Here is a 25,456-nt window from a genome sequence, read left to right as displayed (position 1 = left end):
CAAAAAAGTGCGCAAGATAAAACCTTGAAACCAAGTGCACCCGTTGAAACATTGGAATACACATGAAAGTTTATTTAGTTGGAGGCGCTGTTCGTGACGCGCTTTTAAATTACCCAGTTGTAGAACATGATTATGTCGTCGTCGGTAGCACCCCTGATGAAATGCAGTCTTTAGGCTACAAACAAGTTGGGAAAGACTTCCCTGTTTTTTTACATCCGAAAAGTAAAGACGAATACGCCCTCGCTCGTAAAGAACGTAAAAACGGACAAGGTTATACCGGCTTTATATGTGACTTCGACCCGACAGTCACGTTAGAAGAAGACTTGTATCGCCGTGATTTAACTATCAACGCCATTGCACAAGATGAAAATGGACAGCTGATTGACCCATACCAGGGCCAAGCAGATATAAAAAGCCGCTCACTTAGGCATATTGGCCCAGCCTTTAGTGAAGACCCACTCCGCATTTTACGCGTTGCGCGATTTGCTGCGCGCTACCATCATTTAGGCTTTACCATTGCGCCTGAAACGCTTTTGCTTATGAAAGATATGGTTGCCAGTGGTGAGCTTAAAACATTAACCAAAGAACGGATCTGGTTAGAGATAGAAAAATGTCTAAAAACCAACACTCTTCATTTATTCTTAGAGGTAATAAATGACATTAATGCTTTAGCTGATGTCCTTCCTATTTTACCTAGCTGGTCCAAATTAGAAACCCAAAAAATAACAAGAGCTAATCAATGTGTGACCACACAAGAAGTAGCAATTGAACCTGACACACTGCAAGTTTGTCACTTTTGTTTATGTCTAGAAGCTTGCACACCAGATGACCTTAAACATATAGAACAAACGTTAAAGCTCCCCAGTATCTATGCAAACAGCTTGAGAGACTTTAAGTTATTAAATAACTTTTTAAATGAAAAAAACTTTAGCCCTGAAAATATTTTAGAGTTCTTTAACCTCATAGATCTTTGGCGTCGCCCTGAACGCTTTAACTTGTTACTAGAGATACTAAAATATACACAGTGTCAGCAGTATATTACACAAACGCTACAAAATTGTGCCATGGCATCTCAAGCGGTTACTGCACAACAGGTCATCGCATTAGGATATCAAGGTGCAGCGATTAAACTTGGATTACAAACAGCTCGAATTGCTGCAATAGAAAAAACACTCAGTTAACAGCTCGCTCTTTTTACATACATTTAGAGGTGTTTTATTATTCAACTCCTCTAAAGTTCCCGCCATTTTTTATTTTCATTCTTAAGCGCTCATTATTAAAACAGTCCAATTAACATTAACAAGAACAACAAAGTTACATTTTAGAACACTAAAAAAGCAATAGCTTTAACGAAAGTTTGCACACACTAACAAAGAGTTAAAACAAACATTAACAACCACTTAAACAAGACCACCCTGTAAATTTAAGATTACAAAAAAAACAACTTCAACCCACTGTAATTGAAGAATAAAAACAATTAAAACCCAAAATAAAAACACAATTCACAAAAAGAGAACATTTAACACAAACAAGTCAAGGAATTAAGTAACAATTACTTATGCTAAAAACAGTACCTGACCTATGGCACATGCAACGCATGTGAGATTCAAAACAAATAGAGAAAGGTTATATGTTGAAGAAGTTAAACCTATTAACAGCAAGCATTCAGGCTGCTGTACTAGCAGGTACTGCAGCAGGTACTGTTGCGGTAGCAAATACAGATACTGAAGCGCAAAAAGTAGAGCGCATTCAGGTTACTGGTTCTAAAATTAAGCGTTTTAACCTAACGTCTCCAACTCCGGTTACTGTGATCGGTGGTGTTGAACTAGAAAACCAAGGTATTACTAACGTAAACGACCTACTTGAAGAAATGCCTCAAGCGACAGTTGGCCTTTCTCCTGAAACAACGACTAACTACATTTATGCTTCAGGCCTGAATACAACTGACCTTCGTGGTTTAGGTTCAGAGCGTACTTTAGTGCTTGTTAATGGTCGTCGTTTCGTACCAGGCTCTGTAGGTGACACTGCAGTTGACTTAAACAACATCCCTACGTCAATGATTGAGCGTATTGAAATCGCAACAGGTGGTGCTGCTGCTGTTTATGGTGCAGATGCTGTTGCAGGTGTTGTAAACATCATTACTAAAAAGTCTATGGACGGTATCGAAGTTGACGTTTCAACAGTTCGTCCAGAGCAAAGCGGTGGTGAGTCAAACTACTTCTCAATCACTGGTGGTATGGAAGCTGATAAGTTATCTTTCATCGCATCTGTAAACTACACAGAAAACGAAAGCTACACAAAGCTTAGCCGTGATTTCTTCGCAAACCCAGTAAACTCATACGGCAACCCAGCAAATGCAAGCGGTGACGACAATGTTCCTGGTCGCGTTATTCTTGGTCAGCCAACTGCGCTTGCGTATTACTCTGAAGGTGGTGATTTCTTCACTAAAAATGCCTTCTCTACAGATGGTTACTTAAACCACCATTACACGTTTGATGAGAACGGTAACATCCGTGCATTCGACAACGGCCTAGGTATGATCCCAAATCCGGGTGTTGGCCGTGATGCAAACCGTTACTTCACTGATGCAAACAACATGGGTGATGGTATCTTTAGCGATGGTTATAAGTCTTACTTCCAAACTCCGCTTGAGCGTGTAATTGCATCAGCTTACGGTACTTACCAGCTAGATGACGAGCATGCATTAACGTTTGACTTCACTTACTCAAACACAGATGCAACAACTGAAAGCTCACCTGCTTTCTTCCGTCACACGATTCGTCGCGACAACGCATTCATCAAAGATGATATGGCGAAACTAATGGACGACAATGAGCTTACTTCTGTAACGCTTCGTCAAGCAAACGAGCACCTTTGGGGTGACCGTATGTACAACCAAGAGCGTGAAGTATTCCGTACATCTTTTGGCGCTGAAGGTTACTTAACTGATGACTGGGGTTACAGCACATACGTTCAATATGGACGTATCGAACAAGATACGCTTTGGACAGGTGAAGTATTAACACAAAACCTTGCAAACGCGATTGACGCTGTAGAGTATAACGGTCAAATCGTATGTGCTGATCGCGATGCCGAAGGCAATGTGGTTGGTGCAATTGAAGGTTGTACACCTTTCAACCCAATGGGCGCTACATCTGCAACAGCAGCTCAGCAAGATTACATCGCAACGACGGCAACTCGTTTTGCTAAGCACGACCAAGTTGTATTTGCATTAACTGTTGATGGTTCTTTATATGAACTACCGGCAGGTTATGTAGCTGCAGCATTCACAGCAGAACACCGTCGTGAATCAGCAACAACGGCTCCATCTGAAAACATGGAAAAAGGCTTAATCTTTGGTAACTCTAGCCTTCCTATGGACGGTGAAATTGAAGTTGACGAACTATCAGCTGAAATCTCAATCCCACTTCTTGAAGATGCTTTCCTAGCGACAGATCTAACACTAGAAACTGCGTTCCGTTACATGGATTACTCTGTAACTGGTTCTGATAACGCGTGGAAACTAGCGCTTAACTGGGGTGTTACAGACGATCTACGTGTTCGTTTAAACCGTTCTAAATCAGTACGTGCGCCAAACCTAGGTGATTTATTCACACCGAACTCAAAAACGTTTAGCTCAGGTCGTGCGGACGTATGTCGTGCTGACTCAATTGCAAGTTCAGGTAGCAAGTACAAAGACAATGTTATCAAGAATTGTCAAGCAGATGGCCTAGCTTCTGGTTGGATGCCAACTGATGAGTGGATCGGTGGCGGTAGCCTGCCTGGTTACATTCAAGGTAACCAAAACCTTGAGAATGAAGTATCAAACGACTACACAATAGGTGTAATTTACACGCCTTCATTCGTAGATGGTTTAGACTTCACAGTGGACTACTGGTCATTTGAAGTTGATGGCGCAATTGAATACTTCGGTCGTAACAGTGTTGCACTATGTTATGAGTCATCTTCTTTAGATAACCCATTCTGTGGTAACTTTGAGCGTGACGAGAAGACGGGCAATATCACTCACTTCTACACTCGTCCAATCAATGCTGCACAAATCACTAAGAAAGGTATGGACTTCGAGTCAGCTTACCGTACAGACGTATTCAACGGTAGCTTATCTCTTAAGCTAACTGCAACGTACCTAATTGATGACAACCAAAACTCAACTGGTCGTGAAGAAGACTTCCGTAACTACGTTGGTGAAACTGCATCTCCACGCTGGAAAGGTCGTTTAAGTGCTGTTTACTCTCAAGATGATTCATCTTACGTGTTAACGGCAAACTACCGTCATTCAACTGTAAATGACAACGACTGGACTGCAGAAGACAACAACTATAACGATATCCCGTCTTACACGACATTTGATTTCATGTACAAGACGTATCTAATGGATGAGTTACAGTTACGTGTAGGTATTAACAACCTATTAGACCGTGAACCACCACGTAACCCGTTCACTTATGATGATGGTGAATTCTTTGACGTGAAAGGTCGCCGTCTATCAATCGGTGCTAAATACACTTTCTAATCTAGTTAGAAGTTAGTATTTCAAAACGCCTCTTCGGAGGCGTTTTTTATTGCTTCAAACTGACTGACACCTGAGCATGAAAATTTTAAAGCCAAGCTATTATTACTAGAGCTAATGAAAATTGGGATTAGCCGTCTCTCGTCTCTCGTCTCTCGTCTCTCGTCTCTCGTCTCTCGTCTCTCGTCTCTCGTCTCTCGTCTCTCAAGAGATTTTTTACTATTTTGTTTTAGACATAAAAAAACAGCGCCGAAGCGCTGTCATTATAGTCATGCTAAAAAACTTAAATAACATTTACCACGTTAAGAAAGCAAATAGGCCAAGACCTAATAGTAAACGGTAAACGACAAACGGGAACATGCCCATTTTCTCAATCACTTTTAAGAAAAAGTAAATACACGCGTAAGCCGCAATAAACGATAACACCGCACCTAAAATAATCGCGTTCCAATCAATCAGTTCATCGCCTGTCGATAACTTATAGATATAGTATGAACCCGCTGCAGCAATAACGGGAATAGACATCAAGAAAGAGAAACGTGCTGCACTTTGCTTATTCAAGCCAAGTAATAGACCCGTTGTCATTGTTATACCTGAGCGCGATGTGCCCGGGAATAACATAGCAACCACTTGCGACAAACCAATCAATAGCGCCATTACCCAGTTAATTTGATAAATGGTTTTGATTTGTTTCGCTTTTGCATCGGCATACCAAAGTAATAAGCCAAATACGATGGTCGTTGTAGCTATGATCCACGCATTACGAGAATATACTTCTACGAAATCTTTTAATAAGTAACCAATAATCAATGACGGTAAGGTTGCCAAAATGATCCACCAGCCAAGCTGGCTATCATCCGTTTTTTTGCCTTTTGCACCAAATGAGTTAAACCAAGCAGTTAAAATATCAACAACTTCTTTTCTGAAATAGATAATCACCGCTAACAATGTGCCAACGTGAACAGCGACATCAAAGGCCGTGCCTTGATCTTGCCAGCCCAATACCTGTGACGGCAGAATTAAGTGTGCTGAACTCGAAATAGGTAAAAACTCTGTCAGACCTTGTACTAGGGCCAACACAATAATTTCAATAATGCTCATGGGTTAGAACTCCACTTTCCATAGCTTTTGGTTTAAGTTGTTATAATTTTGCCAAAGTTCACCTATAGTTTGCTTGGCTACTGGGTGATAAAAATGCGGTGCTAATTCAGCCAATGGCTGTAATACAAACGCATTCTTGGTAATTTCATCACGAGGCAATTGTGCAGGTGAGTCACAAATTACATCATCATAAAACAGTAGGTCGAGATCGAGCGTACGTGGGCTAAACTTTTTATCTGACGGTGTTCGGCCATTATCTCTTTCGATCTGTTTGAGCAAAGCACACACCTGTTCAAGCGGCATATCTGTTTGTGCTACAAAGACTGAATTAAAAAAGTTATTGCCATTAAAACCAACGGCTTCACTTTCAAAGACACTAGAATGCTGATACTCAGGAAACAGTGAAATCAAGGCATTTAGGCCCGCACGTAGATGTTTTTCTCTGTCTACGTTGGAGCCTAAGCTAATAAAAATCTGCGCCATATTAGATGTCTTTAACTCGAGTGATCTCAACACCAACGGTTTGCGCTGCAGGCACTGCTGCGGGCTTACTCACCTTAATCGTCACTTGTGTGACGTTGTATTTCTCTAAAATCAATGCTGCGAGTTGCTCAACTAAGGTTTCAAGTAATTCAACTGGTTTGGCTGTGGTATGCGTAATTATATCTTCGCTAACTTTTGCATAATCGACTGCTAAGTTAATGTCATCACTCTGCGCCGCAGCTCGAATATCAGTCAGCATTTCCACATCAAAGTACAAACTTTGTTTACTTTCTTTCTCAAAATCGTACACGCCAATAATGGTTTCAACATGTAGCTGAGAAATATAGACCTTATCCATTCACGCCCCACTTTGGTATTTTGTCTGTGACAAATAGATTAGTAACTTATATAGTTACATTCGAATCGGGAAATGATAGCCGAAATACGCTGAAGACAAAATAAGGAAACCTGTGTTAATTACGTTAATCTGCATATGTGCCTATTTAATTGGCTCTGTATCGTCTGCAGTGCTCGTGTGTCAGTTATTCAAATTACCCGACCCTCGCTTTTCTGGCTCAAATAATCCAGGCGCAACCAATGTGCTGCGTTTAGGCGGAAAACTTCCTGCCGCTTTAGTACTCACCTTCGACATCTTGAAAGGTACAATTCCTGTTTGGGGCGCTTACTTTTTAGGTGTAGAGCCAAACTGGTTGGGCGCGATTGCTGTCGCCGCTTGCCTTGGTCACATCTATCCGGTTTTCTTTCATTTTAATGGGGGAAAAGCCGTTGCTACTGCATTTGGCGCTTTATTACCTATTGGGTTAAGTTTAGGTGGACTGTTGATTGCAACGTGGGCTATTGTGGTTTGGCTCACTCGATATTCATCGCTAGGCGCGATTGTTACCGTTGCTCTGGCTCCGTTTTATACTTGGCTGATCAAACCACTTTATACTGTGCCAGTGAGCTTTTTAACTGTGCTGATTATCTTTCGTCATCGCGCCAATATAAAAAGGCTCCTTCAAGGGAAAGAGCCAAAAATAGGTAAGAAGAAAGCTTAGTTTTAAAATCTTATAGCGCTGGTAAGCTTTCAATCGGCCAACGCGGCTGAGTTTTCATGTCTAACGTTGCGTATTGCTTAGCTTTTAATCTCTGCATACCTGCAAAAGCAATCATCGCGCCATTATCAGTGCAGAACTCAGTACGTGGATAAAACACCTGCCCTTTCATACCTTGCATCATGCGCTCAAGCTTTTGGCGCAGTTCAGTGTTTGCACTCACACCGCCTGCAATGACTAAACGTTTAATGCCCGTTTCTTTGAGGGCGCGTTTACACTTAATCGCTAGTGTATCGATTACAGCGGTTTGGAATGCATGGGCAATATCAGCTTTAGTCTGTTCATCATCACCTTCGCTACGAATGGTGTTGGCTGCTGCCGTTTTTAAACCACTAAAACTAAAATCTAAGCCTGGTTTATCTGTCATAGGTCGCGGAAAAGTAAAACGTCCAGGCGTCCCCTGCTCGGCCATTTTTGCCAGTAGCGGACCGCCAGGATAGTCTAAACCTAATAATTTAGCAGTCTTATCAAATGCCTCACCTGCGGCATCATCAACTGACTCACCTAGCACTTCATATTCACCGATACCTGCCACTTTCACCATCATGGTATGGCCGCCAGAGACAAGTAAAGCAACAAATGGAAACTCTGGTTGCTCGTCTTCAAGCATAGGCGCTAATAAATGGCCTTCCATATGATGCACTGCTACAGCAGGCTTATCCCATGCAAATGCCAAAGAGCGACCAATTGAAGTACCGACCAGTAAAGCACCAACCAATCCAGGACCTGCAGTATAAGCAACACCATCGATGTCTTCTGGGCCACAATCTGCTTCTTTAAAAGCTTCATCTATCAGTGGAATGGTTTTGCGGACATGATCTCGAGAAGCCAGCTCTGGTACAACACCGCCGTAGTCAGCATGCACTTTTACTTGGCTGTAAAGCTTATGAGCTAGTAACCCCTGTTCATCATCGTAAATTGCAATTCCCGTCTCGTCACAAGATGATTCAATGCCTAAAATGCGCATCAATAATTCTCCAGTTTTTAATCTTTACGCTAAATTGCAATGCCGATATTAGTTTGCCCATCAGCGACAGCCTGTTGTTTAAGCGCTTTCACACTGTCACTGCTGATACGACCCATATTCTCTACAAATTCAATTAACTCACTTAACACATCAATCTCATACTGCATGTAGGGGTGTTCACGAACCAGTTTGTTTTCAGGCTCTAGTCCTTCGCTTTCGATCAATAGCTCGACATAACGCGCAACCGTTGCTTGCGAGATTTTCGCAACGCTCACAAACTCATGCTCATCTTTGGCCATAAGACCATGAATTAAACCAAGTAAAGCAGTTGCAGCATCTATGGCCGGATACGTACCAAACATTGGATAATCGTTTAATTCTGGTACATTCGGTTCTATTTTCTCAACTTGTTTCTCTAAGCTAATCTTGCTTTTTGGTAATAGGATTTTTTCCCAACACACATTTAACGCACTGCGTAACGTACTGGCGTCGCCAAATTCTGTGGCCTCGCTGAACAATTCGTAGTTAGGCAGCATACGTTCTAACACAGCAGCAGCCAGCACGGCCTTTTGTAAATAATTTAACTCTCTAATTCGCTGAAAGTTATTCGCTTTACTCATAATCTTTTCCACATTGCCAGCATGCTTGAAACGCTGGCCCGTTAAATTCGTCACACTCTGGACATTGCCATTCAGTGTCTTTTTCTTGTTGTTGGTAGTTTACCAATAATTCCTGCGCTTGGTGCAATTTTATCTTGTAAACCCACACAGAAACTTTTGCCTGATCTAGAGGAATTTCTCCAAGCGCACCTTGTAAAGCCTCCCCTTTGAGTAATACATCTATATTTGCCTGCTTTAATAGCCCTTTTACCAAATGGGCTTCAATCACATTATCGGAGGTAAAAACTTCACACCACTGCCAAGAATTATCTGTCATAATAAACTTTCTTTGAAAAGACCTAAAACGTTAAGACTGCAATGACACTTACAACACCTGCACTGTTATTTCCTGCCATTTCATTATTACTATTAGCTTATACCAATCGCTTTTTAGTGCTAGCGCAATTAATTAGAGAGCTCAATGCACGAGAAGGAAAAACCAATCGACCCGTTGTTTTGGCACAAATAGACAATTTAAAAAAGCGTATAAAGTTAATTCGTGCCATGCAGGTCTGGGGCGTTTTTTCTTTTTTACTCTGTACACTCTCTATGTTTAGTTTGTTTATTGAGCAGCAATTACCTGGCATTATCTTATTTGGTGTGAGTTTGTGTTGTTTGACTTTATCTTTGATTATTTCACTCTACGAAATACATATTTCTTGTGATGCCATTGAAATAGAATTGCAAAATATAGAAAAAAAACCCACCGATTAAGCAAGCTCGACTTTTCCTGTCTATACTCACTCTGAGTGAGTATGGCTAGGATGAAGTGTGGATAATTTCCTATTTTCTGACGAAAATTTAAATCAAGAACATGAGTCAACCAGTAATAATGAAGATTATTGGGATGTACTTGTTGTTGATGATGAAGAAGATATTCATCAAGTAACTAAGCTAGTGTTATCAGGCTTTGAGTTTGAAGATAAAGCACTGAGGTTTCATCACGCCTATTCTGCAAAAGAAGCAATGGATTTATTAAACCAACAAGAGAACATATCCGTTGGCTTGATTGATGTTGTCATGGAAAGCAATCATGCAGGTTTAGACCTGGTAAAATACATTCGCCAAGATATCGGCAATCATGACATCCGCCTCATATTAAGAACAGGCCAACCAGGCGAAGCACCTGAAGAAGCAGTGATTCGTGATTACGATATCAATGATTATAAAAACAAAACTGAGTTAACCGCGGTTAAGCTGAAGACCCTGCTCTACTCCGCACTTCGTTCCCACCGTGACATTCAAACAATCGGTAAGCATAAGGCAGGACTTGAGCGCATTATAGACGCTTCGGGATCATTTTTAAGGTGTAATAGTGTTCGAGAGTTCGCCTCAACAATTCTTTCCCATGTTTCAGACGTTATGGGGATCTCTTCAAGTGATATCTACTGTGCCGCGGCTGTAAACAGCCAAGATGCACAAGCTGAACATTTCAGGTTACTCGCTGCATCGGGCGAAGGGGTTGAACCAAATACAGAAGCGATCCCACACAATGTGAAACAGCTGTTTATGGAAACCCATAACAAAAAGCACTCGCATCAAACTGAGTTTGAATATATTGGTTATTTCCCTTCACAAGAAGGCAGCGAGACCATGCTGTATGTCAGTAAAGATTCAGCACTACAACAAACAGATAGACAATTATTGGCTTTTTTTGCCAACAATATTGCGATGGCCTATGACAATATTAGATTACGAGAAACAGTTAAAGAGTCTCAAAAAGAGTTGTCTTATATTCTAGGTGAAGCAGTAGAGAAACGCTCTAAAGAAACAGGCTCACATGTCAAACGTGTTGCCAATTACAGTCAACTACTTGCCAAGCTTTATGGCTTAAATGAATACCAATCTGAAATCATCAAGCTAGCATCACCTTTACATGACATCGGAAAGATAAGCATTCCCGACAGTATTTTAAATAAACCCGGGAAACTCGATGACAAAGAATGGGAGATTATGCAGACACATGCAAAAGTAGGGTACGAGATCCTCCATAATTCAAGTAATGAAATTCTCAAATGCGGTGCAATAATCGCCTACCATCATCATGAAAAATGGGATGGCAGTGGTTACCCACAAGGCTTAGAAGGTGAGCAAATAGACATTGTCGGCCGTATTACCGCATTGGCTGATGTATTTGATGCTTTAGGCAGCGATCGATGCTATAAATCAGCTTGGCCTTTAGAAAAAGTTATTTCACTGATACAATCTGAAAAAGGTAAACATTTTGACCCCAAACTCGTTGATTTATTTATAAATAACCTAGATGAGTTTATTTTTATTAGAGATAGCTATCCAGACTAGCTGTTTGTAATTTTAATGTAAAAAAGTATTTCACCCTTATTGCATTTTGTATTACTATTGGGTAAATACACAGTTCTAAAAGAACCGTTGAAATTAAAAGGAATTTCAAATGAGATTTGAACAACTTGAGCAATTTGTTGCTCTAGGCAATTTAAGACATTTTCGCCAAGCCGCTGAACAGACGAATATAAGTACTTCAGCCCTCACCCGTAGCATCCAAACTCTTGAAGATGAGATTGGTTGTGAGTTAGTAAAACGTTCTACACGCTCTGTTCGTCTTACTGAACAAGGTGAGCTTTTCCTCACGTACTGTAAAGCAACTTTAAACGAGCTTGAAAATGCCAAAAAGAATATAAAACAGAGTTTATTTGGTAATGATCAAGATAAACTGGTTATTGGTTATACACAACAAATGAGCAGTGTTGTGCCTGTTGTTTGTGGGCAATTTTTAGCACACCATCCAAGCGTTAAAGTAGAAATGCAAATGCTCGACGAAACCGAGCTAACGAACAAGCTTCAGCTTGGAGAAATCGATATCAGTGTATGTATGCACTCCTCTGAATTAGCAAGCTCAGATATCTATATTCCTGATCAACTCATCATGTTCGTTGCGAAAAACCACCCTCTGCTTCAGAAAGACTCAGTCACTAGACAAGATCTGATGAGTTACCCTATGTTTGGCTGCCTTTCTCAGTCAAGGCAAGTACAGCACATGGTCAACGAAACAGCTGATAGCTTTAATAAAGTGACGTCGATGCGAGTTGGCAACATCAATGAAGTGCTTAGTAATATAAAAAATAGCGATTTATTTGCCATTGCTGGTATTGAACATTCTAAGTTAGTTGCTCAAGATCCTGAGGTTGTTTTGATCAAAACAAATAAAGATCTACCGACCGAGCAAGTTTTGGTTAGAACAAACCACACACTCAGTGAAGACGCTAACATTAAAGAACTAGTTAGTTTGATTGAGAAGTTTGAACAAAGACAAACTATGAATGTTTAAGCTGTATTTAGAAAGAAAAACCTGCGTTAAGCAGGTTTTTTTATGTCTAGAGTTTTGCACTACCAAAAAGAAAGCGCCAACCCCAAAAATACCAACATCCCCACATAGTGATTATTTAAAAACGCTTTAAAGCATTTTTCTCTGTTTCTACCGTGGATTAATTTTTGTTGATAAAACAGCAAACAAGCAGCAAATGCGAGACCCAAATAAGCCCAAAACGTCGCTTCGACAGCTTGGTAGATTAAGATCATTATTACTAAAAATATGATGTTCAGTACCGCAACGATGTGCCTATCATATTGACCAAATAACACAGCCGTCGACTTCACACCTAGCTTTAAGTCATCGTCCCTGTCGACCATGGCATACATAGTGTCATACGCCACAGTCCAAATTAAATTTGCAGCAAATAGCCACCATGCAATTATTGGAACTTGTTGCTGCGAGGCCATAAATGCCATTGGGATCGCCCAACTAAAAGCGGCGCCAAGCACAACTTGAGGTAAATTTGTATAACGCTTCATAAACGGATAGCAAGCAGCCAGTGCAAGTGCTCCAAACGACAACGCGATGGTTTGCCAATTCAACGCCAATACCAAAGAAAACGCAACAACGATCAATAATGCAAACAGACTTAACGCTTCCCCCGCTAAAACTTTTCCTGTAGCAAGCGGACGGTTAGCTGTACGCTTTACCGAACCATCAATCTTTCTATCTGCAAAGTCATTAATGACGCACCCAGCGCTGCGCATCACAAACACACCAAGCGAAAACACAAGTAAAAGATCCCAGCTCGGCAGCCCATCATTTGCTAACCATAACGCCCAGTAAGTAGGCCACAACAACAATAAGGTGCCAATTGGTTTATCGGTGCGCATTAATTGCTTATAGGCATTAAAATTTTGCCATTTTAGGGCTTCAAGCTGCATCTAATACCTCAGGTAAAAATACTTCACACACCATCACATGGGCCTCAGATTGTGAAAAGATACGTCTTCTGGCAAAAATTGGCATACGGGTAATTTCGTTCCTATTCAACAATTGAGCTAGCTCTTCACGAGACTCTACTTCAGCCATCTCTAATTCGGAACGCTGCCAGCGCTCATTTTGAAACAATACCTCGCCTAACGGGGTTTCTCCTAGCTGTTCTACACCTTTTTCACAGGCAGGAATGGAGATCCAGCTCTGAGCATAAACTTGAACAACCTCATCGCAATATAATAAAACTTCACGACAAATATAATCATGGACTGTATCTCCCAATAATTTTGCTGAAATTGGCTGTTCGTTCAAAACAACCACTTTGAAATCAGCACTTTTTTGCTTTAAACGTGCAGTGAGAGAGCCTGTGTCACTTAACACAGGCTTTAAAGCAGCAGGTACAGAAAGCTCAGAGAGTGAACTTTGCCATGAAAAATCGATAGAAAGAGGATGCTTTAACAAAATAATATCTAACCCAGATTACAACCGAGACATCATAACATTGCTCAGTTCGCCAACAAAGTTCAGTCTTTGCTTTTTATTACTTGGTGGAAAAAGCGTAACCCTTAGCTAAAATAATCGGCAAATTTTTAGTCACTTTCTATACTTGTAACACACTCAACAGAGTATAATTTTTTTTAAAATACAGTTACAATCGCTTTCAAAGACAGTTATATAACAGGAACTTCACCCACTATGAAAATGCTCTCAAGCCTATTTGCATTATTACTACTGACATTTAGTAGTACATCAGTTCGAGCAGAAGCAAATGTGGGTTATTTTGGTTTTGAACCTGATATCATCACCAACTACATTGGACAATCTAATAAAAAGCTCGGTTATATTCGCGTCACCGTAGATTTAATGCTCAATGATGTGAAGAATATTGCTATTGTAGAACACCATACGCCACTGCTTCGTGATGCAATAGTGCAAATCTTAAGTAAAGAGCCTGAAGAAACTATAAAGTCATTAACGGGTCGAGAAGAGATACGTCAGCGTTGTGCTGAGAAGTTAAAGAAACTACTTAAAGATGAAACCGGTGAAGAGATTATTCGCGAAGTATTATTTACTAAGTACCTTTACCACTAACCTCTTTTTGATTTTGGCAGTTGTAATGCAGCAATTGCCACTCCACTTAATAAGCCAAATAAGTGCGCCCAGTTCGCCATACTAATAAATAATACATCAGCGAACCCTAACACCATCCACAACAGCATAAAACCGACGACAGGTTTAGTAATTAGCTGCTTTTCTTCTGGCAATTTTGAGCTGTAGATCCACGCAAAACCAAGTAAGGCGTATACCACCCCACTTAATCCACCAAAGCGATTATCGACTAATAAATACTGCGCCCAATTACTCACTAATGCAGAAATAAAAAACAACAAGAATAAGCTCGAACTACCCGCTTGCTTAACTATTTTATTGCCTAAATACAGCCACCAGCTCAGGTTAAAAATAAGATGTAATGCACCAAAATGAATAATGGCAGGGGTCAGCCATGATAATGGCTCACTGGGACTAAACAGTAATTTATTTAACCATGATTGCGGGTTTTGTACCAAGAAGAAGCTGGCAAAAACCGAGATACAAACAATAAACGTAAGCTTTAAAAACCAGTGAAGCCCGACAAAACGCTGCGCCAAATTTAAATCTTTACCTATGTAGTTAAACTTTACTTGGGTATCACCTGTTTGCCATGACGCCGCTAAATAGCGTTCATGATAGGGATCAGTTAGGAACTCTTGCCACAGCAGCGTTGCACGTTCAACATCTTGTTCAGGTACCCACACTTGTGCAGTGCGGTTGTCTAAATAGGTCAACTTAACCTTGATACCCTGACTTTTAAAATAGTCAGCTGCGCCTTGCAAGGCTCTAGGCTCTGAGTGTTGACCTAATAAAATCATTGGCTCACAGACTCTGGTTGCTCAAGCGCCCACTGCGTAAAACCACCGTCCATGCTATACACGTCTTCAAAGCCTTGTTCAATAAGATAATTAGCAGCACCTTGTGAACTCACTCCATGGTAACAAACCACCACGATTGGCTGCTCATAGTCTTTTTCAACCATAAATTGGCCGATGTTTGCATTTGATAAATGAATGGCGCCAGGTATGTGGCCAGCAGCAAATGCATTTGGATCACGAATATCGGCAATAACGACATCATCGCTTTGCATAAGCGCTTTAGTTTGCGCAACTGAAATATGTTTAAACGGCATAAATTACTTCTCAAAAAAACAAAAAGGCGACATTTGCCGCCTTTGAAACAAATGTTATTTCATTAGTCCCAGTTTAAGATCACTTTACCTGATTGACCAGAGATCATGGTATCGAAACCAGTTTGGAACTCATCAATATGGAACTGGTGTGTGATGATAGGGTCAAGATTTAAACCAGACTGGATAAGGCTTGCCATCTTATACCAAGTTTCAAACATCTCACGACCATAAATACCTTTGATCACTAAACCTTTGAAAATAACTTGGTTCCAATCAACCGCCATATCTGATGGTGGAATACCCAACATGGCAATCTTACCACCGTGATTCATGTTGTTTAACATAGAGTTAAACGCCACTGGCACACCTGACATTTCAAGACCTATGTCAAAGCCTTCTGTCATGCCAAGCTCAGCCATCACATCTTCAAGCTTTTCTTCTGCCACGTTAACAGCACGTGTCGCGCCCATCTTACGCGCAAGCTCTAGACGGTATTCGTTCACATCAGTAATTACCACATGGCGTGCACCTACGTGCTTCGCCACAGCTGCAGCCATAATCCCAATTGGGCCTGCACCTGTGATCAATACATCTTCGCCTACTAGATCGAATGACAGTGCTGTGTGTACTGCATTACCGAATGGGTCAAAGATTGAAGCTAGCTCATCAGAAATGTTATCAGGGATCTTAAATGCGTTATAAGCTGGAATAACTAGGTACTCAGCAAATGAGCCTTCTCGGTTTACCCCCACACCAATGGTGTTACGACATAAATGAACGCGACCTGCACGACAGTTACGACAATGACCACAAGTAATATGGCCTTCACCAGATACGCGATCACCAAGCTCAAAGCCTCGTACTTCTTGACCCATGCCAACCACTTCACCGACATACTCATGACCCACAACCATAGGGGTAGGAATGGTGTTTTGCGCCCACTCATCCCACTTATAGATATGAACGTCTGTACCACAAATCGCAGTTTTACGGATCTTAATTAATAAGTCATTGTGCCCAACCTCTGGTTTTGGTGCATCTGTCATCCAAATCCCAGGTTCAGCTTTTAATTTCGATAATGCTTTCATTGTTACGTCCCAAGCAAAAAACAATTCGCCAGATCATACTTATGATTTGGCGAATTTCAGTATTAATAAGCATATTGCTATTTAATAAATTTAGATGATACCTAGCTCTTTACCAATACGGGTAAAGGCATCAATTGCTTTATCTAGCTGTGCTTTCGTATGCGCCGCTGAAATTTGCGTACGAATACGTGCTTGGCCTTTTGGCACAACAGGGAATGAGAAGCCTGTTACATAGATACCTTCAGCTAATAACTTGTCAGCCATCGCTGCAGCCACTTTCGCATCACCAAGCATTACAGGGATAATTGCGTGATCTTTACCTGCACAAGTGAAACCAGCAGCTTCCATGTTTTCACGGAAGTAAGCTGCATTTTCCCAAAGTTGATCACGTAGTGCTTTACCGTCTTTAAGCATATCAAGTACAGCAATTGATGCTGTTACGATTGAAGGCGCTAAAGAGTTTGAGAATAAATAAGGACGAGAGCGCTGACGTAGCCAATCAATCACTTCTTTCTTACCAGACGTGTAACCACCTGACGCACCACCGAGTGCTTTACCTAAAGTACCTGTGATGATATCAACACGGTCAATCACGTTGCAGTATTCGTGTGTACCACGACCGTTTTCACCCACAAAGCCTACAGCGTGAGAGTCATCAACCATTACTAGTGCATCGTACTTATCAGCTAAATCACATACGGCTTCTAAGTTACAAATAACGCCGTCCATAGAGAACACGCCATCAGTCGCAATTAGTTTTGTTTTCGCGCCCGCTTCAGTTGCGGCAATGAGTTGCTCTTCAAGTGCTGCCATGTCGTTGTTTGCGTAGCGGAAACGCTTCGCTTTACATAAACGCACACCATCAATGATTGACGCGTGGTTTAAGGCATCAGAGATGATCGCATCTTCTGGACCTAAAATTGTTTCGAATAAACCCGCATTTGCATCAAAACAAGAAGAGTAAAGAATAGTATCTTCAGTCTGTAAGAACTCACTGACTTTTGCTTCTAGTGTTTTATGGATGTCTTGTGTACCACAAATAAAACGTACTGACGCTACACCAAAGCCATGGGCATCTAAGCCTGACTTAGCGGCTTCAATTAAGCTTGGGTGATTCGCTAAACCTAGGTAGTTGTTTGCACAGAAGTTAATTACTGAGTCACCACTTGCTACTGCAATTTCAGCTTGCTGAGAAGACGTGATAATACGCTCGCTTTTGTATAAGCCTTCTGCTTTTACCTGCTCAAGCTGCTCTTGTAGTTGACTATAAAATGCCGATGCTCTCATGTAGAGTCTCCAATAAATTGCACGGTGTGCCTGTTTTCACACAGTTTTTGTTGTCTGTTCATTGCGCCTAACTATCGCAATAATTTTAAACAGGCGTATTGTAAGGGCTACGCACTATAAATGCACGGAGCCATTGTTCAAAAATTGAGGCGAATGTAAACGTTTATGAGACAAATGCAACCGTTTCTTTAATAGAAACACAAACTTGATCTGCTTCTGCTGCATCTTGTTCTGAAAAAGCTTGTCCTGAATTGACTAAAATAGCCGTTTTCACGCCGGCTGCGCGCGCGGCCTGAATATCTGATACTTTATCGCCGATCATGACGCTTTGTGACACATCAATATCAAATGTATCAATGCCTTGCTGCAACATGCCAGGGTTTGGCTTACGACAGTCGCAGTCTTGCAAATATTCAGGTAACGCCTTTTTAGGATGGTGCGGACAAAAATACACCTCAGTTATTGGGCATTGCTGCTGTGCAAATTGTGCTTTCATCCACTCGGTCAGCTGATAAAATTGTGCTTCATCATAATAACCGCGGCCAATGCCCGATTGATTGGTCACCACAATTAAAATATAACCCTTAGCGATAAAATCACGACAAGCATCGAATACCCCATCGATAAATTCAAAGTCTTCAATTTTATGCACATAAGCGTGATCGTGATTGATCACCCCATCTCTATCGAGGAAAACGGCTTTCTGTTTCGTTGTCATGATAATTACTAGTTCGTTTAGTTTTAAGAATAAAGGCTGTTAAATAAGGTGTTGCTCTTTGCAAACTCGGTCGAACATAGCTTGTACGTCTGCCACGCTAATTTGTGACATCAGGGTCTTGCCTTTAACACGCGTACCCCAAGGTAATTGTTCGGCACTTTTCTTAAACTGAGCTTGAAGGTTTTTATGATATACCTCAACCACATAGTCTTGATAAAGATAAGGGCCTGTGCGTGCAGGATTTGAATGAGCATATAAACCAATCACAGGCGTGCCCATGGTAACCGCCATGTGCGCAGGACCAGTATCAGGAGCAATGACCAATTTAGCTTGCTCTAATACACACACAAGTTGTTTCAACGTGGTTTTGCCAACCAAGTTCAATACTTCAAAATCTAAGTAAGAGATAATGTCTGCTGCCAGTTGGCGCTCCATATCTGTAGGACCACCTGTGATCACTACATTAAAACCTTTCTGCTTTGCATATTTGGCAGTTTCGGCATAGCGCTCTGGCAACCAATTACGCTCCGCTTTACTCGCTGCAGGGGAGATAACTAAAACATTTTCAAGCCCAGATAGTAACTCTGCAGCAACGTTCTTATCGTTATCACTTACTGGCATTTGCCAAGTTGGCTCATAATGTGGCACACCAATGGCTTTAGCAAACCCTCTAAAACCCTCGAGTACGTGCGCTGATTTTTCTGCTGCAATGCGTTTATTGGTAAATAAGAAGTGCCCTTCTTTGGCACGGTGCCAATCAAAACCTACTTTTACCTTGGCAGGAATGCAACGAGCCGCAAGGTTGGCGCGAAGTGCCACTTGCATGTGCAGTAGCACATCAAACTGACGCCCTTTAAAGGTCTCTTTTAACTGTTTAAATGCCGTTTTTCCTTGTTTTTTATCGAAGATAACAAACTCAACTCCTGGCATATCTTGTAATAACATGGCCTCGATTTTGCCCACCACCCAAGTGATTTTCGCCTCTGGGTAATGACGCTGAATAGCCTGTACGGCCGACACGGCATGACACACATCACCAATCGCCGACAAACGTAAAATACAAATATCTTTAGGAGTTGAAGATAAAACCACAACAGTCTCTTATGCTTGTAAAAATAGTTGTCAGCAGTTTAACTTAATTTATTATCTAGCCCAACTTGTTAAAGCAAACGCCCACACATCTCGAATCCCGATCCCTTTTAAGTATATACTTAGCAAAAAACTGATTTAGAATTCTATGCGCGTCATTCATTCCTCTGCCAATACACATATTCTATTGCCCGATAACTCACATTTACCCGTTGAAGAAAACTGGTTCGAATCTAGCTATTGGCAACAGCAAAACAAAGTCGTAGGTGAAAAAAAAGGCCGCGCGAAAACTTACTTTTTAAACCTAGGTGAACAAATTGGCGTGTTGCGCCACTATTGGCGTGGCGGCTTAGTGGGTAAGGTTTTATCAGATCAATATCTATTTAGCCGATTAGAAAATACCCGCACCTATCAAGAATTTCAACTTCTGACACAACTAGAAGAATTAGGCTTGCCGGTATCAAAACCGATTGCTGCAAAAGTGCAGCGCAGCGGGCTTATTTACCGTGGCGATCTGATCACAGAAGCCATTACTAGCGCACAAAGTGTGCTCGACAAACTAAAACAAGCCCCTCTGACTGAGAGTGAGTGGCAAGCAACCGCAGAAACCTTAGCACGCTTTCATAACAAGGGCGTGTTTCACGCCGACTTAAACATCAATAACATCTTGTTTGACAAGCATGGCAAGGTTTTTCTAATCGACTTTGATAGAGGCGAAATTCGCAAGCCCTCTCAACAAACCGTTGAAAATAATATAGCGCGTTTAAAACGCTCTTTCATAAAAGAATTAAATCGAAATACTGAATTTTATTGGCAAGAAAGTGAGTGGGATGAGTTTTATGCGCTATATCGTTCATTTCTTACAATATAGTTAAATTTCCTGAAGCAAAAAAGAAAAACCCAAGCACAAGCTTGGGTTTTTAATAAAAACTGTTCGTAGATTAATTACTTTGAATTTTCTTAATCACATTCGAAGTTGAGCAACCATTTACAAATTCAAGCACTTCAACAGTACCGCCATTTGCAAGAACAAAATCAGCACCTGCGATTTCTTCAACCTTGTAATCACCACCTTTGACTAATACGTCAGGCTTTACTTGCTCGATAAGCTTAGCTGGTGTGTCGTTTTCTTCTACTGCACCAAATGGGATCACCCAATCAACTGACGCGAGTGCACCAATTACGGTGGCACGTTCATCTAATGGATTAATTGGGCGCTCAGGGCCTTTCAAACGACTGATTGAAGCATCGTTATTTAGACCCACAACCAGCTTGTCACCTCGCGCTTTAGCCTGCGCCAAATAACGTACGTGGCCCGCGTGTAAAATATCAAAACAGCCATTCGTGAAGACAATTTTCTCGCCGCGCTGACGAGCAAGCTCAATATGATGCAAGATTTCTTGCGTCGGTGCTTGATATTGCTCACCTGTTTCACGTAGGTATTGCGTCAGCTTTGCAGATAGCTCTTCAGGTGACACTGTCGCAGCACCCAATTTCGCAACTACTAACCCCGCAGCTACATTGGCAATTTCCACCGCTTGTTTGGCTGGCATGCCCGTACCAAGCATTACAGCTAGTGTAGCAATTACCGTATCGCCTGCGCCGGTTACATCAGAGACTTCTAATACTTGCGCCGCAAAATCATGTTTTTCACTTGGTGTGATCAAAGACATGCCCTGCTCAGAGCGAGTCAGTAACATAGCGCCAATGCCACATTCAGAAATAATCTTACGCGCACAATCAGCAAGTACTTGCTCATCTCCTTTAATGCCACCCGCTGCTGTGTATTCATTAAGATTCGGAGTAATAAAATCTGCACCACGATAATCGGCAAGCTGTTTAGATTTAGGGTCGACTAAAACGGTTTTGCCAGCCGCTTTTGCCACTTTAATCATCTCGCCGATTTTAGCTAATGACCCCTTGTTGTAGTCAGAGAAAACTACCACATCAAAGTCATCAACAATCTCAGAAAGTTTATTCAGTAACAACTCTGAATGTGCTTCAAGGAAGGTTTCTTCTAAATCGAGACGCACAACTTGCTGATGACGGCTAATCACACGCATTTTAGCAATGGTCGGTGCATCATCTTGGGTAATGAGCTGAGAGTTAATTTTCTCGCTTTTCAATAACGCTTGTAGTGAGCTGCCGTTATCATCATTACCAATAATGCCTAATAGGCTAACTTGACCATCTAAATAAGAAATATTCTTAGCTACGTTGGCTGCACCACCGGCCTTATCTTCAAGCTTGCTGACTTTAACAACGGGCACTGGCGCTTCTGGTGAAATGCGACCAGTGTCACCATGCCAGTACCTGTCGAGCATCACATCGCCAACGACCAGAATTTTAGCTTGTGATAACTTTTGAAAATAACTCAAATCCATTATTCGCCTTTCTCAATCGCTAAATCAATGGCTTCACATAACCAGTGACCGATAAACATATGTGCTTCTTGAATGCGCGCGGTCTCATCATTGGCAATGATAATCGGAAGGTTAGCAATATCTTTGACTAAACCACCTTCACGGCCAGTTAACGCGACCGTATATGCGCCAATCTCATTTGCAGCTTGAAGTGCTAAATTAATGTTTGGACTTGTACCAGACGTCGTTAAACCGATTACTACATCTTCAGGTTTACATAAAGCTTGGATCTGGCGTTCAAAAACCGTATCGAAGTGATAGTCGTTTGAATGTGCCGTCAAAATAGAGGTATCTGTGGTTAAGGCAATTGACGCTAAAGGGCCACGCTCTAATTTATAACGTACAACAAACTCAGCCGCTAAATGCTGTGCATCCGCCGCGCTGCCGCCATTACCACACCAAATTACTTTACCACCTGACTTAAGCGCTTTTTGACAAGCAGCTAAAAGTTGCATCGCTTCACTTTGGTATTTATCTACTGTTGCAAACAGCGCTCTGTGGCGCTCAAGGCTTGCTAAAAAACTGTTTTCAAGCATGTTGTCTTTTTTAATATCTTGCGACATATGCGTTCCTACTTTTCCCGCTGTTGTCATTAGTCTATTGTCTTACCACTGGCCTACCAGTATACATTGACCGCTAACCAAGTATAGTTTTCACCAAATACGTCTTTACCTAAGGTGAGTGTGGTTTCTAAGCGTTTGTCATCATAGGCCCGGTTATTACTGATTTGTAGCTCATGTGAAGTTTCATATGTGAATGTAGTTTCCATTACTTTATCCCGGTAATTACTACTATTGCTAACCGTTGAGTATTTCATCTTCCATAAGGAAGCAGAGGTGGTGAGAAGCTTTGCTTCTAGAGTATGCACATCAGTTGGAACACCATTTCCGAAAACACGGTAATCTGACGCATAATGACCAATTACGGAGCCATTAACAGTATTACCTGTATTAGGATATATGTGATGTACATACCACCTACTGTGCATGTTGGTAAATTCATACCTCAAAGAGACTTTATCAAGCAGACTTGGAATAAATATTCCAAAGTTAGCTGAAGTGTTACCTATTTTATAATTTTTATGCTCTTTAGCATCCTCTCCTCCATACTCAAAGTACCACTCAATGGGCAATAAATAATCCGTTCTTATGGTACTCGTCATTGAGGCTATTTGGTCTCCAGTTTCACCATCTTTTCCTCCGGTTTTAGTGTAATTATCCTGATTGACAGGATCAAAAAATGCTTTTACAACATCAGTAGCAGAGGTTCCTCTGGGACCTCCACCGAATTGAAAGAATCGGTTAAAACCGACTTTCCAGCCATCAATTGGCTCAAAAGAAATATGAGTACCAACTATTTTGGGTGTACCACTGTGCAAAGTATCTTGATACAAAATGCCCTTTTCAACATGCTCTAATTTTGAATAAAAAAGCTCAAAATCAAAGTTCCACCAATTCTGTAATGGCGCGTTTAAACCCAATGAAACAGACAAAGGCGCTTGCGCGTTATTAGAGTAAACTTGGGCAAACGTTTTAAACGGCGAGAACCAATGCTCTTTGTAGCCTAAATTCAGCTGTAAGTTATCACCACCTAACGCATAGAAGCTGTTATAAGCTACAAGCTTACCTTGCTCAACACGATACTCGGCACCTAGTTGCATTAAACTATGCTCACCACCGCGCCAAATACCATCAAAAGACACTTCAGCGTACTCATTTGAACTGTTACTACGATCGTTGGCCAGTTTTACTTCAGCGCCAGAATCGGCTCTAAGTTTTACGCCCATGCGCGTGACTGCATCTCGGCTCATATAAGGCTGAATACCAGATAAAATCTGTGCGTGCAGGTCTGGATTGGATTGTTTAATTTGTCTTAAGGCAATTTGCACATCATAAATGCGGTACGGCTTCGCCATTGGCGTGCCTGTTGAGATGGCAAACATTCTGTCGATTTGATGCTCGAGTACTGGGTGCTTACCTAGAGGTAAATACGCGGTTGGCGCAGCCATCGCTTGACCAGCGATACCCAAAGCCGCAGCAAATAAGGTTGAAAATAGCTTTAACTTCATAATTCAATTCTTCTCTAATGAACTTGCCATAGTAACAAATTCAATAAACAGGAGCACGACCCTAAACTGTTTAAATTTGTTAATTCGTTTTCATAAGCGATTGAGCGGGTTAAAATGGCCGTTGTTTACTTACTTCAATAACAACGGTTGGTTATGGCGCGCTTTTTATATTCATTGTTTTTATACGCACTCAGCCCCCTCATTGTGTTTTATCTTTATGTAATACGTGGCAAAAAAAATACGGGCTACCGAGAGTTTTTTACTGAGCGATTTGCGTTTGGTTTAAAAAAATTGCCTAAGAAAGCGGTTGTGTTTCACTGTGCTTCTGTCGGTGAAGCCTTGGCTGCAGCACCGCTTATAAAAGCGTTCAAAGCTGAAAACCCAAAGCAAGCGATTATCGTTACCTGCAATACCCCTACAGGCCGTTCGCAAATAAAAAATAGCCTGCCCGATACACCGCTTTGCTATTTGCCTATCGATTTTTGGGGTGCCAGTAAACGCTTTATTAAGACATTAACGCCCGTGCAACTTGTAGTACTCGAAACTGAGCTTTGGCCAAATTTATTTGCCGCAGCTCATGCGAAAAAGATTGCAGTCAATGTTGTTAATGCTCGCCTGTCAGAGAAGTCACTTCAGGGTTATCAAAAAGTACTCCCCCTTGCCAATGACATCATGAGCCATATAACTACTTTAGCGAGTCACAACGAAGAAGATGCTAAACGCTTCTTACTGCTAGGGCTTAATAAAGAAAAAGTCACAGTAACTGGCTCAATTAAATTCGACATTAACGTCGATGAAGAGGCCAAAGCGACTGTCGCTGAATTCAAAGAATGCTTCAATCGCAGCAAAATCTGGGTTGCCGGCTCAACCCACCCAGGTGAACATGAACAAGTTCTGGCGGCCCACCAGCAAGTGCTTGAAACCCATCCTGATGCGCTACTGATTATTGCACCTCGACACCCTGAGCAATTTGCCAAAGTTGCAGAGCTTCTCAAAGACTCGAACTTGTCGTTTTCTAAGCGCTCAGGAGAGTTTAACCCGAACAGCCAAGCTCTATTGGCTGATACTTTAGGCGAACTTAAATACTTGTTTGGCAGTGCTAACATTGCCTACATTGGCGGCAGTTTAATTGAACGCGGCGGTCACAACCCATTAGAGGCTGCAGCATTTTCAGTAGGCACTTTGGTAGGCCCTCATGTCTATAATTTTGCCCATATTTACCCTGATTTAGGGGCGCACCAAGGCTGTATTACCGTAAATTCTAGTAACGAATTGGCGGACCAAATAAATAGACTTTTCAACAACCCAAGTGATTGTGCAGAACTCGGAACGAACGCCCTTGCCTGCTTGCAAAAAAATCAGGGCGCGATAGCCAAAACCGTTAACTTAATCAGCACACATCTTTCTTAAATTATCGA

26 protein-coding genes are annotated in these 25,456 nt (G+C 41.5%); 9 read left to right on the top strand and 17 right to left on the bottom strand.

What is annotated here, in order from left to right; genetic code table 11:
- The first annotated feature begins 62 nt into the window (after positions 1 to 62).
- Positions 63 to 1,181, top strand: coding sequence for a tRNA nucleotidyltransferase/poly(A) polymerase-related protein (locus ACXAC4_RS03260; RefSeq protein WP_475159004.1), 1,119 nt, complete (start codon positions 63 to 65; stop codon positions 1,179 to 1,181).
- 449 nt (positions 1,182 to 1,630) lie between these two features.
- On the top strand, positions 1,631 to 4,534 hold the full coding sequence (locus ACXAC4_RS03255) for a TonB-dependent receptor plug domain-containing protein (protein ID WP_475159002.1): 2,904 nt from the start codon (positions 1,631 to 1,633) through the stop codon (positions 4,532 to 4,534).
- A gap of 291 nt (positions 4,535 to 4,825) precedes the next feature.
- Here the strand turns inward: ACXAC4_RS03255 and ACXAC4_RS03250 are convergent, their stop codons facing one another.
- The 3 genes from ACXAC4_RS03250 to folB are packed head-to-tail and all read right to left on the bottom strand — an operon-like array spanning position 4,826 to position 6,473.
- On the bottom strand, positions 4,826 to 5,632 hold the full coding sequence (locus ACXAC4_RS03250) for an undecaprenyl-diphosphate phosphatase (RefSeq protein WP_475159000.1): 807 nt from the start codon (positions 5,630 to 5,632) through the stop codon (positions 4,826 to 4,828).
- A 3-nt stretch (positions 5,633 to 5,635) separates the two neighbouring features.
- The gene (gene folK, locus ACXAC4_RS03245; protein WP_475158998.1) at positions 5,636 to 6,115 is read right to left on the bottom strand and encodes a 2-amino-4-hydroxy-6-hydroxymethyldihydropteridine diphosphokinase; all 480 of its coding nucleotides are present in this window, start codon (positions 6,113 to 6,115) and stop codon (positions 5,636 to 5,638) included.
- 1 nt (position 6,116) lies between these two features.
- A complete protein-coding gene (gene folB, locus ACXAC4_RS03240; protein ID WP_130255880.1) occupies positions 6,117 to 6,473 on the bottom strand; it encodes a dihydroneopterin aldolase in 357 nt (118 codons plus the stop codon).
- 112 nt (positions 6,474 to 6,585) lie between these two features.
- Here folB and plsY point away from each other — a divergent pair, with 112 nt between their 5' ends.
- Positions 6,586 to 7,173, top strand: a complete 588-nt coding sequence (gene plsY / locus ACXAC4_RS03235; protein WP_138484143.1) for a glycerol-3-phosphate 1-O-acyltransferase PlsY — start codon at positions 6,586 to 6,588, stop codon at positions 7,171 to 7,173.
- Between the two features lie 10 nt (positions 7,174 to 7,183).
- On the opposite strand, the gene tsaD is transcribed toward plsY, so the two are convergent.
- The 3 genes from tsaD to ACXAC4_RS03220 are packed head-to-tail and all read right to left on the bottom strand — an operon-like array spanning position 7,184 to position 9,133.
- The gene (tsaD, locus tag ACXAC4_RS03230; protein WP_475164041.1) at positions 7,184 to 8,197 is read right to left on the bottom strand and encodes a tRNA (adenosine(37)-N6)-threonylcarbamoyltransferase complex transferase subunit TsaD; all 1,014 of its coding nucleotides are present in this window, start codon (positions 8,195 to 8,197) and stop codon (positions 7,184 to 7,186) included.
- A 29-nt stretch (positions 8,198 to 8,226) separates the two neighbouring features.
- Entirely contained in the window at positions 8,227 to 8,817 is a 591-nt protein-coding gene (locus ACXAC4_RS03225; RefSeq protein WP_349287409.1) for a YjaG family protein, read from the bottom strand.
- A complete protein-coding gene (locus tag ACXAC4_RS03220; protein WP_349287408.1) occupies positions 8,810 to 9,133 on the bottom strand; it encodes a putative signal transducing protein in 324 nt (107 codons plus the stop codon). Before ACXAC4_RS03220 ends, ACXAC4_RS03225 begins: the two co-directional genes overlap by 8 nt.
- A 41-nt stretch (positions 9,134 to 9,174) precedes the next feature.
- Between ACXAC4_RS03220 and ACXAC4_RS03215 the strand changes: the two genes are divergently transcribed.
- The 3 genes from ACXAC4_RS03215 (at position 9,175) to ACXAC4_RS03205 (ending at position 12,160) form a co-directional block, all read left to right on the top strand.
- Positions 9,175 to 9,570, top strand: a complete 396-nt coding sequence (locus ACXAC4_RS03215; RefSeq protein WP_138484149.1) for a DUF2721 domain-containing protein — start codon at positions 9,175 to 9,177, stop codon at positions 9,568 to 9,570.
- A 57-nt stretch (positions 9,571 to 9,627) separates the two neighbouring features.
- Positions 9,628 to 11,157, top strand: a complete 1,530-nt coding sequence (locus ACXAC4_RS03210; protein WP_475158996.1) for a DUF3369 domain-containing protein — start codon at positions 9,628 to 9,630, stop codon at positions 11,155 to 11,157.
- A gap of 109 nt (positions 11,158 to 11,266) precedes the next feature.
- Positions 11,267 to 12,160: a LysR family transcriptional regulator gene (locus ACXAC4_RS03205; protein WP_475158994.1), complete on the top strand. Its 894-nt coding sequence runs from the start codon at positions 11,267 to 11,269 to the stop codon at positions 12,158 to 12,160.
- Positions 12,161 to 12,219: 59 nt separating this feature from the next.
- On the opposite strand, the gene ubiA is transcribed toward ACXAC4_RS03205, so the two are convergent.
- Together ubiA and ACXAC4_RS03195 are read right to left on the bottom strand one after the other, a co-directional pair.
- A complete protein-coding gene (gene ubiA, locus ACXAC4_RS03200; RefSeq protein ID WP_475158992.1) occupies positions 12,220 to 13,089 on the bottom strand; it encodes a 4-hydroxybenzoate octaprenyltransferase in 870 nt (289 codons plus the stop codon).
- Entirely contained in the window at positions 13,079 to 13,603 is a 525-nt protein-coding gene (locus tag ACXAC4_RS03195; RefSeq protein ID WP_475158991.1) for a chorismate--pyruvate lyase family protein, read from the bottom strand. The genes ubiA and ACXAC4_RS03195 overlap by 11 nt, the downstream gene beginning before the upstream one ends.
- Before the next feature lie 240 nt (positions 13,604 to 13,843).
- Between ACXAC4_RS03195 and ACXAC4_RS03190 the strand changes: the two genes are divergently transcribed.
- A complete protein-coding gene (locus ACXAC4_RS03190) occupies positions 13,844 to 14,233 on the top strand; it encodes a flagellar basal body-associated protein FliL (protein WP_405127328.1) in 390 nt (129 codons plus the stop codon).
- Here ACXAC4_RS03190 and glpG read toward each other — a convergent pair.
- The 6 genes from glpG to ACXAC4_RS03160 form a co-directional block, all read right to left on the bottom strand.
- Positions 14,230 to 15,051, bottom strand: a complete 822-nt coding sequence (gene glpG, locus ACXAC4_RS03185; protein WP_475158989.1) for a rhomboid family intramembrane serine protease GlpG — start codon at positions 15,049 to 15,051, stop codon at positions 14,230 to 14,232. The genes ACXAC4_RS03190 and glpG overlap by 4 nt on opposite strands.
- Positions 15,048 to 15,365, bottom strand: coding sequence for a thiosulfate sulfurtransferase GlpE (gene glpE, locus ACXAC4_RS03180; RefSeq protein WP_138484160.1), 318 nt, complete (start codon positions 15,363 to 15,365; stop codon positions 15,048 to 15,050). Before glpE ends, glpG begins: the two co-directional genes overlap by 4 nt.
- 62 nt (positions 15,366 to 15,427) lie before the next feature.
- On the bottom strand, positions 15,428 to 16,453 hold the full coding sequence (gene tdh, locus ACXAC4_RS03175) for an L-threonine 3-dehydrogenase (protein WP_058028994.1): 1,026 nt from the start codon (positions 16,451 to 16,453) through the stop codon (positions 15,428 to 15,430).
- A gap of 90 nt (positions 16,454 to 16,543) precedes the next feature.
- The gene (locus ACXAC4_RS03170; RefSeq protein ID WP_058028993.1) at positions 16,544 to 17,740 is read right to left on the bottom strand and encodes a glycine C-acetyltransferase; all 1,197 of its coding nucleotides are present in this window, start codon (positions 17,738 to 17,740) and stop codon (positions 16,544 to 16,546) included.
- A gap of 163 nt (positions 17,741 to 17,903) precedes the next feature.
- Positions 17,904 to 18,458, bottom strand: coding sequence for a D-glycero-beta-D-manno-heptose 1,7-bisphosphate 7-phosphatase (gene gmhB / locus ACXAC4_RS03165; RefSeq protein WP_130255892.1), 555 nt, complete (start codon positions 18,456 to 18,458; stop codon positions 17,904 to 17,906).
- A gap of 39 nt (positions 18,459 to 18,497) precedes the next feature.
- Positions 18,498 to 19,550, bottom strand: coding sequence for a glycosyltransferase family 9 protein (locus ACXAC4_RS03160; protein ID WP_475158986.1), 1,053 nt, complete (start codon positions 19,548 to 19,550; stop codon positions 18,498 to 18,500).
- Positions 19,551 to 19,695: 145 nt separating this feature from the next.
- On the opposite strand from ACXAC4_RS03160, the gene ACXAC4_RS03155 reads away from it, so the two are divergent.
- Positions 19,696 to 20,418 carry a 3-deoxy-D-manno-octulosonic acid kinase gene (locus ACXAC4_RS03155; protein WP_475158984.1) on the top strand — a complete coding sequence of 241 codons (723 nt, stop codon included), beginning with the start codon at positions 19,696 to 19,698 and terminating at the stop codon, positions 20,416 to 20,418.
- 70 nt (positions 20,419 to 20,488) lie between these two features.
- Here the strand turns inward: ACXAC4_RS03155 and hldE are convergent, their stop codons facing one another.
- Genes hldE through ACXAC4_RS03140 form a run of 3 tightly spaced genes read right to left on the bottom strand, consistent with a single transcriptional unit; the run spans position 20,489 to position 24,038 of the window.
- Positions 20,489 to 21,931 (bottom strand): bifunctional D-glycero-beta-D-manno-heptose-7-phosphate kinase/D-glycero-beta-D-manno-heptose 1-phosphate adenylyltransferase HldE, encoded by a 1,443-nt coding sequence (gene hldE / locus ACXAC4_RS03150; protein WP_475158982.1) that lies wholly within the window; start codon positions 21,929 to 21,931, stop codon positions 20,489 to 20,491.
- Positions 21,931 to 22,533, bottom strand: coding sequence for a D-sedoheptulose-7-phosphate isomerase (locus tag ACXAC4_RS03145; protein ID WP_475158981.1), 603 nt, complete (start codon positions 22,531 to 22,533; stop codon positions 21,931 to 21,933). Before ACXAC4_RS03145 ends, hldE begins: the two co-directional genes overlap by 1 nt.
- A gap of 53 nt (positions 22,534 to 22,586) precedes the next feature.
- Complete coding sequence (locus ACXAC4_RS03140) at positions 22,587 to 24,038, bottom strand: capsule assembly Wzi family protein (RefSeq protein ID WP_475158980.1); 1,452 nt, start codon at positions 24,036 to 24,038, stop codon at positions 22,587 to 22,589.
- 153 nt (positions 24,039 to 24,191) lie between these two features.
- Between ACXAC4_RS03140 and waaA the strand changes: the two genes are divergently transcribed.
- Positions 24,192 to 25,448 carry a lipid IV(A) 3-deoxy-D-manno-octulosonic acid transferase gene (gene waaA / locus ACXAC4_RS03135; protein WP_475158978.1) on the top strand — a complete coding sequence of 419 codons (1,257 nt, stop codon included), beginning with the start codon at positions 24,192 to 24,194 and terminating at the stop codon, positions 25,446 to 25,448.
- The last annotated feature ends 8 nt before the right edge of the window (positions 25,449 to 25,456 follow it).

Source organism: Pseudoalteromonas sp. AWM4_233 (genome assembly GCF_056158285.1).
The sequence above is the reverse complement of the archived record's forward strand: the minus strand, read 5'-3'. Positions and strand labels throughout refer to the sequence as shown.

Coding starts and splice junctions, on each gene's coding strand:
- ACXAC4_RS03260 (WP_475159004.1), top strand. CDS start 63: ATGAAAGTTTATTTAGTTGGAGGCGCTGTTCGTGACGCGCTTTTAAAT.
- ACXAC4_RS03255 (WP_475159002.1), top strand. CDS start 1,631: ATGTTGAAGAAGTTAAACCTATTAACAGCAAGCATTCAGGCTGCTGTA.
- ACXAC4_RS03250 (WP_475159000.1), bottom strand. CDS start 5,632: ATGAGCATTATTGAAATTATTGTGTTGGCCCTAGTACAAGGTCTGACA.
- folK (WP_475158998.1), bottom strand. CDS start 6,115: ATGGCGCAGATTTTTATTAGCTTAGGCTCCAACGTAGACAGAGAAAAA.
- folB (WP_130255880.1), bottom strand. CDS start 6,473: ATGGATAAGGTCTATATTTCTCAGCTACATGTTGAAACCATTATTGGC.
- tsaD (WP_475164041.1), bottom strand. CDS start 8,197: ATGCGCATTTTAGGCATTGAATCATCTTGTGACGAGACGGGAATTGCA.
- ACXAC4_RS03225 (WP_349287409.1), bottom strand. CDS start 8,817: ATGAGTAAAGCGAATAACTTTCAGCGAATTAGAGAGTTAAATTATTTA.
- ACXAC4_RS03220 (WP_349287408.1), bottom strand. CDS start 9,133: ATGACAGATAATTCTTGGCAGTGGTGTGAAGTTTTTACCTCCGATAAT.
- ACXAC4_RS03215 (WP_138484149.1), top strand. CDS start 9,175: ATGACACTTACAACACCTGCACTGTTATTTCCTGCCATTTCATTATTA.
- ACXAC4_RS03205 (WP_475158994.1), top strand. CDS start 11,267: ATGAGATTTGAACAACTTGAGCAATTTGTTGCTCTAGGCAATTTAAGA.
- ubiA (WP_475158992.1), bottom strand. CDS start 13,089: ATGCAGCTTGAAGCCCTAAAATGGCAAAATTTTAATGCCTATAAGCAA.
- ACXAC4_RS03190 (WP_405127328.1), top strand. CDS start 13,844: ATGCTCTCAAGCCTATTTGCATTATTACTACTGACATTTAGTAGTACA.
- glpG (WP_475158989.1), bottom strand. CDS start 15,051: ATGATTTTATTAGGTCAACACTCAGAGCCTAGAGCCTTGCAAGGCGCA.
- glpE (WP_138484160.1), bottom strand. CDS start 15,365: ATGCCGTTTAAACATATTTCAGTTGCGCAAACTAAAGCGCTTATGCAA.
- tdh (WP_058028994.1), bottom strand. CDS start 16,453: ATGAAAGCATTATCGAAATTAAAAGCTGAACCTGGGATTTGGATGACA.
- ACXAC4_RS03170 (WP_058028993.1), bottom strand. CDS start 17,740: ATGAGAGCATCGGCATTTTATAGTCAACTACAAGAGCAGCTTGAGCAG.
- gmhB (WP_130255892.1), bottom strand. CDS start 18,458: ATGACAACGAAACAGAAAGCCGTTTTCCTCGATAGAGATGGGGTGATC.
- ACXAC4_RS03155 (WP_475158984.1), top strand. CDS start 19,696: ATGCGCGTCATTCATTCCTCTGCCAATACACATATTCTATTGCCCGAT.
- hldE (WP_475158982.1), bottom strand. CDS start 21,931: ATGGATTTGAGTTATTTTCAAAAGTTATCACAAGCTAAAATTCTGGTC.
- ACXAC4_RS03145 (WP_475158981.1), bottom strand. CDS start 22,533: ATGTCGCAAGATATTAAAAAAGACAACATGCTTGAAAACAGTTTTTTA.
- ACXAC4_RS03140 (WP_475158980.1), bottom strand. CDS start 24,038: ATGAAGTTAAAGCTATTTTCAACCTTATTTGCTGCGGCTTTGGGTATC.
- waaA (WP_475158978.1), top strand. CDS start 24,192: ATGGCGCGCTTTTTATATTCATTGTTTTTATACGCACTCAGCCCCCTC.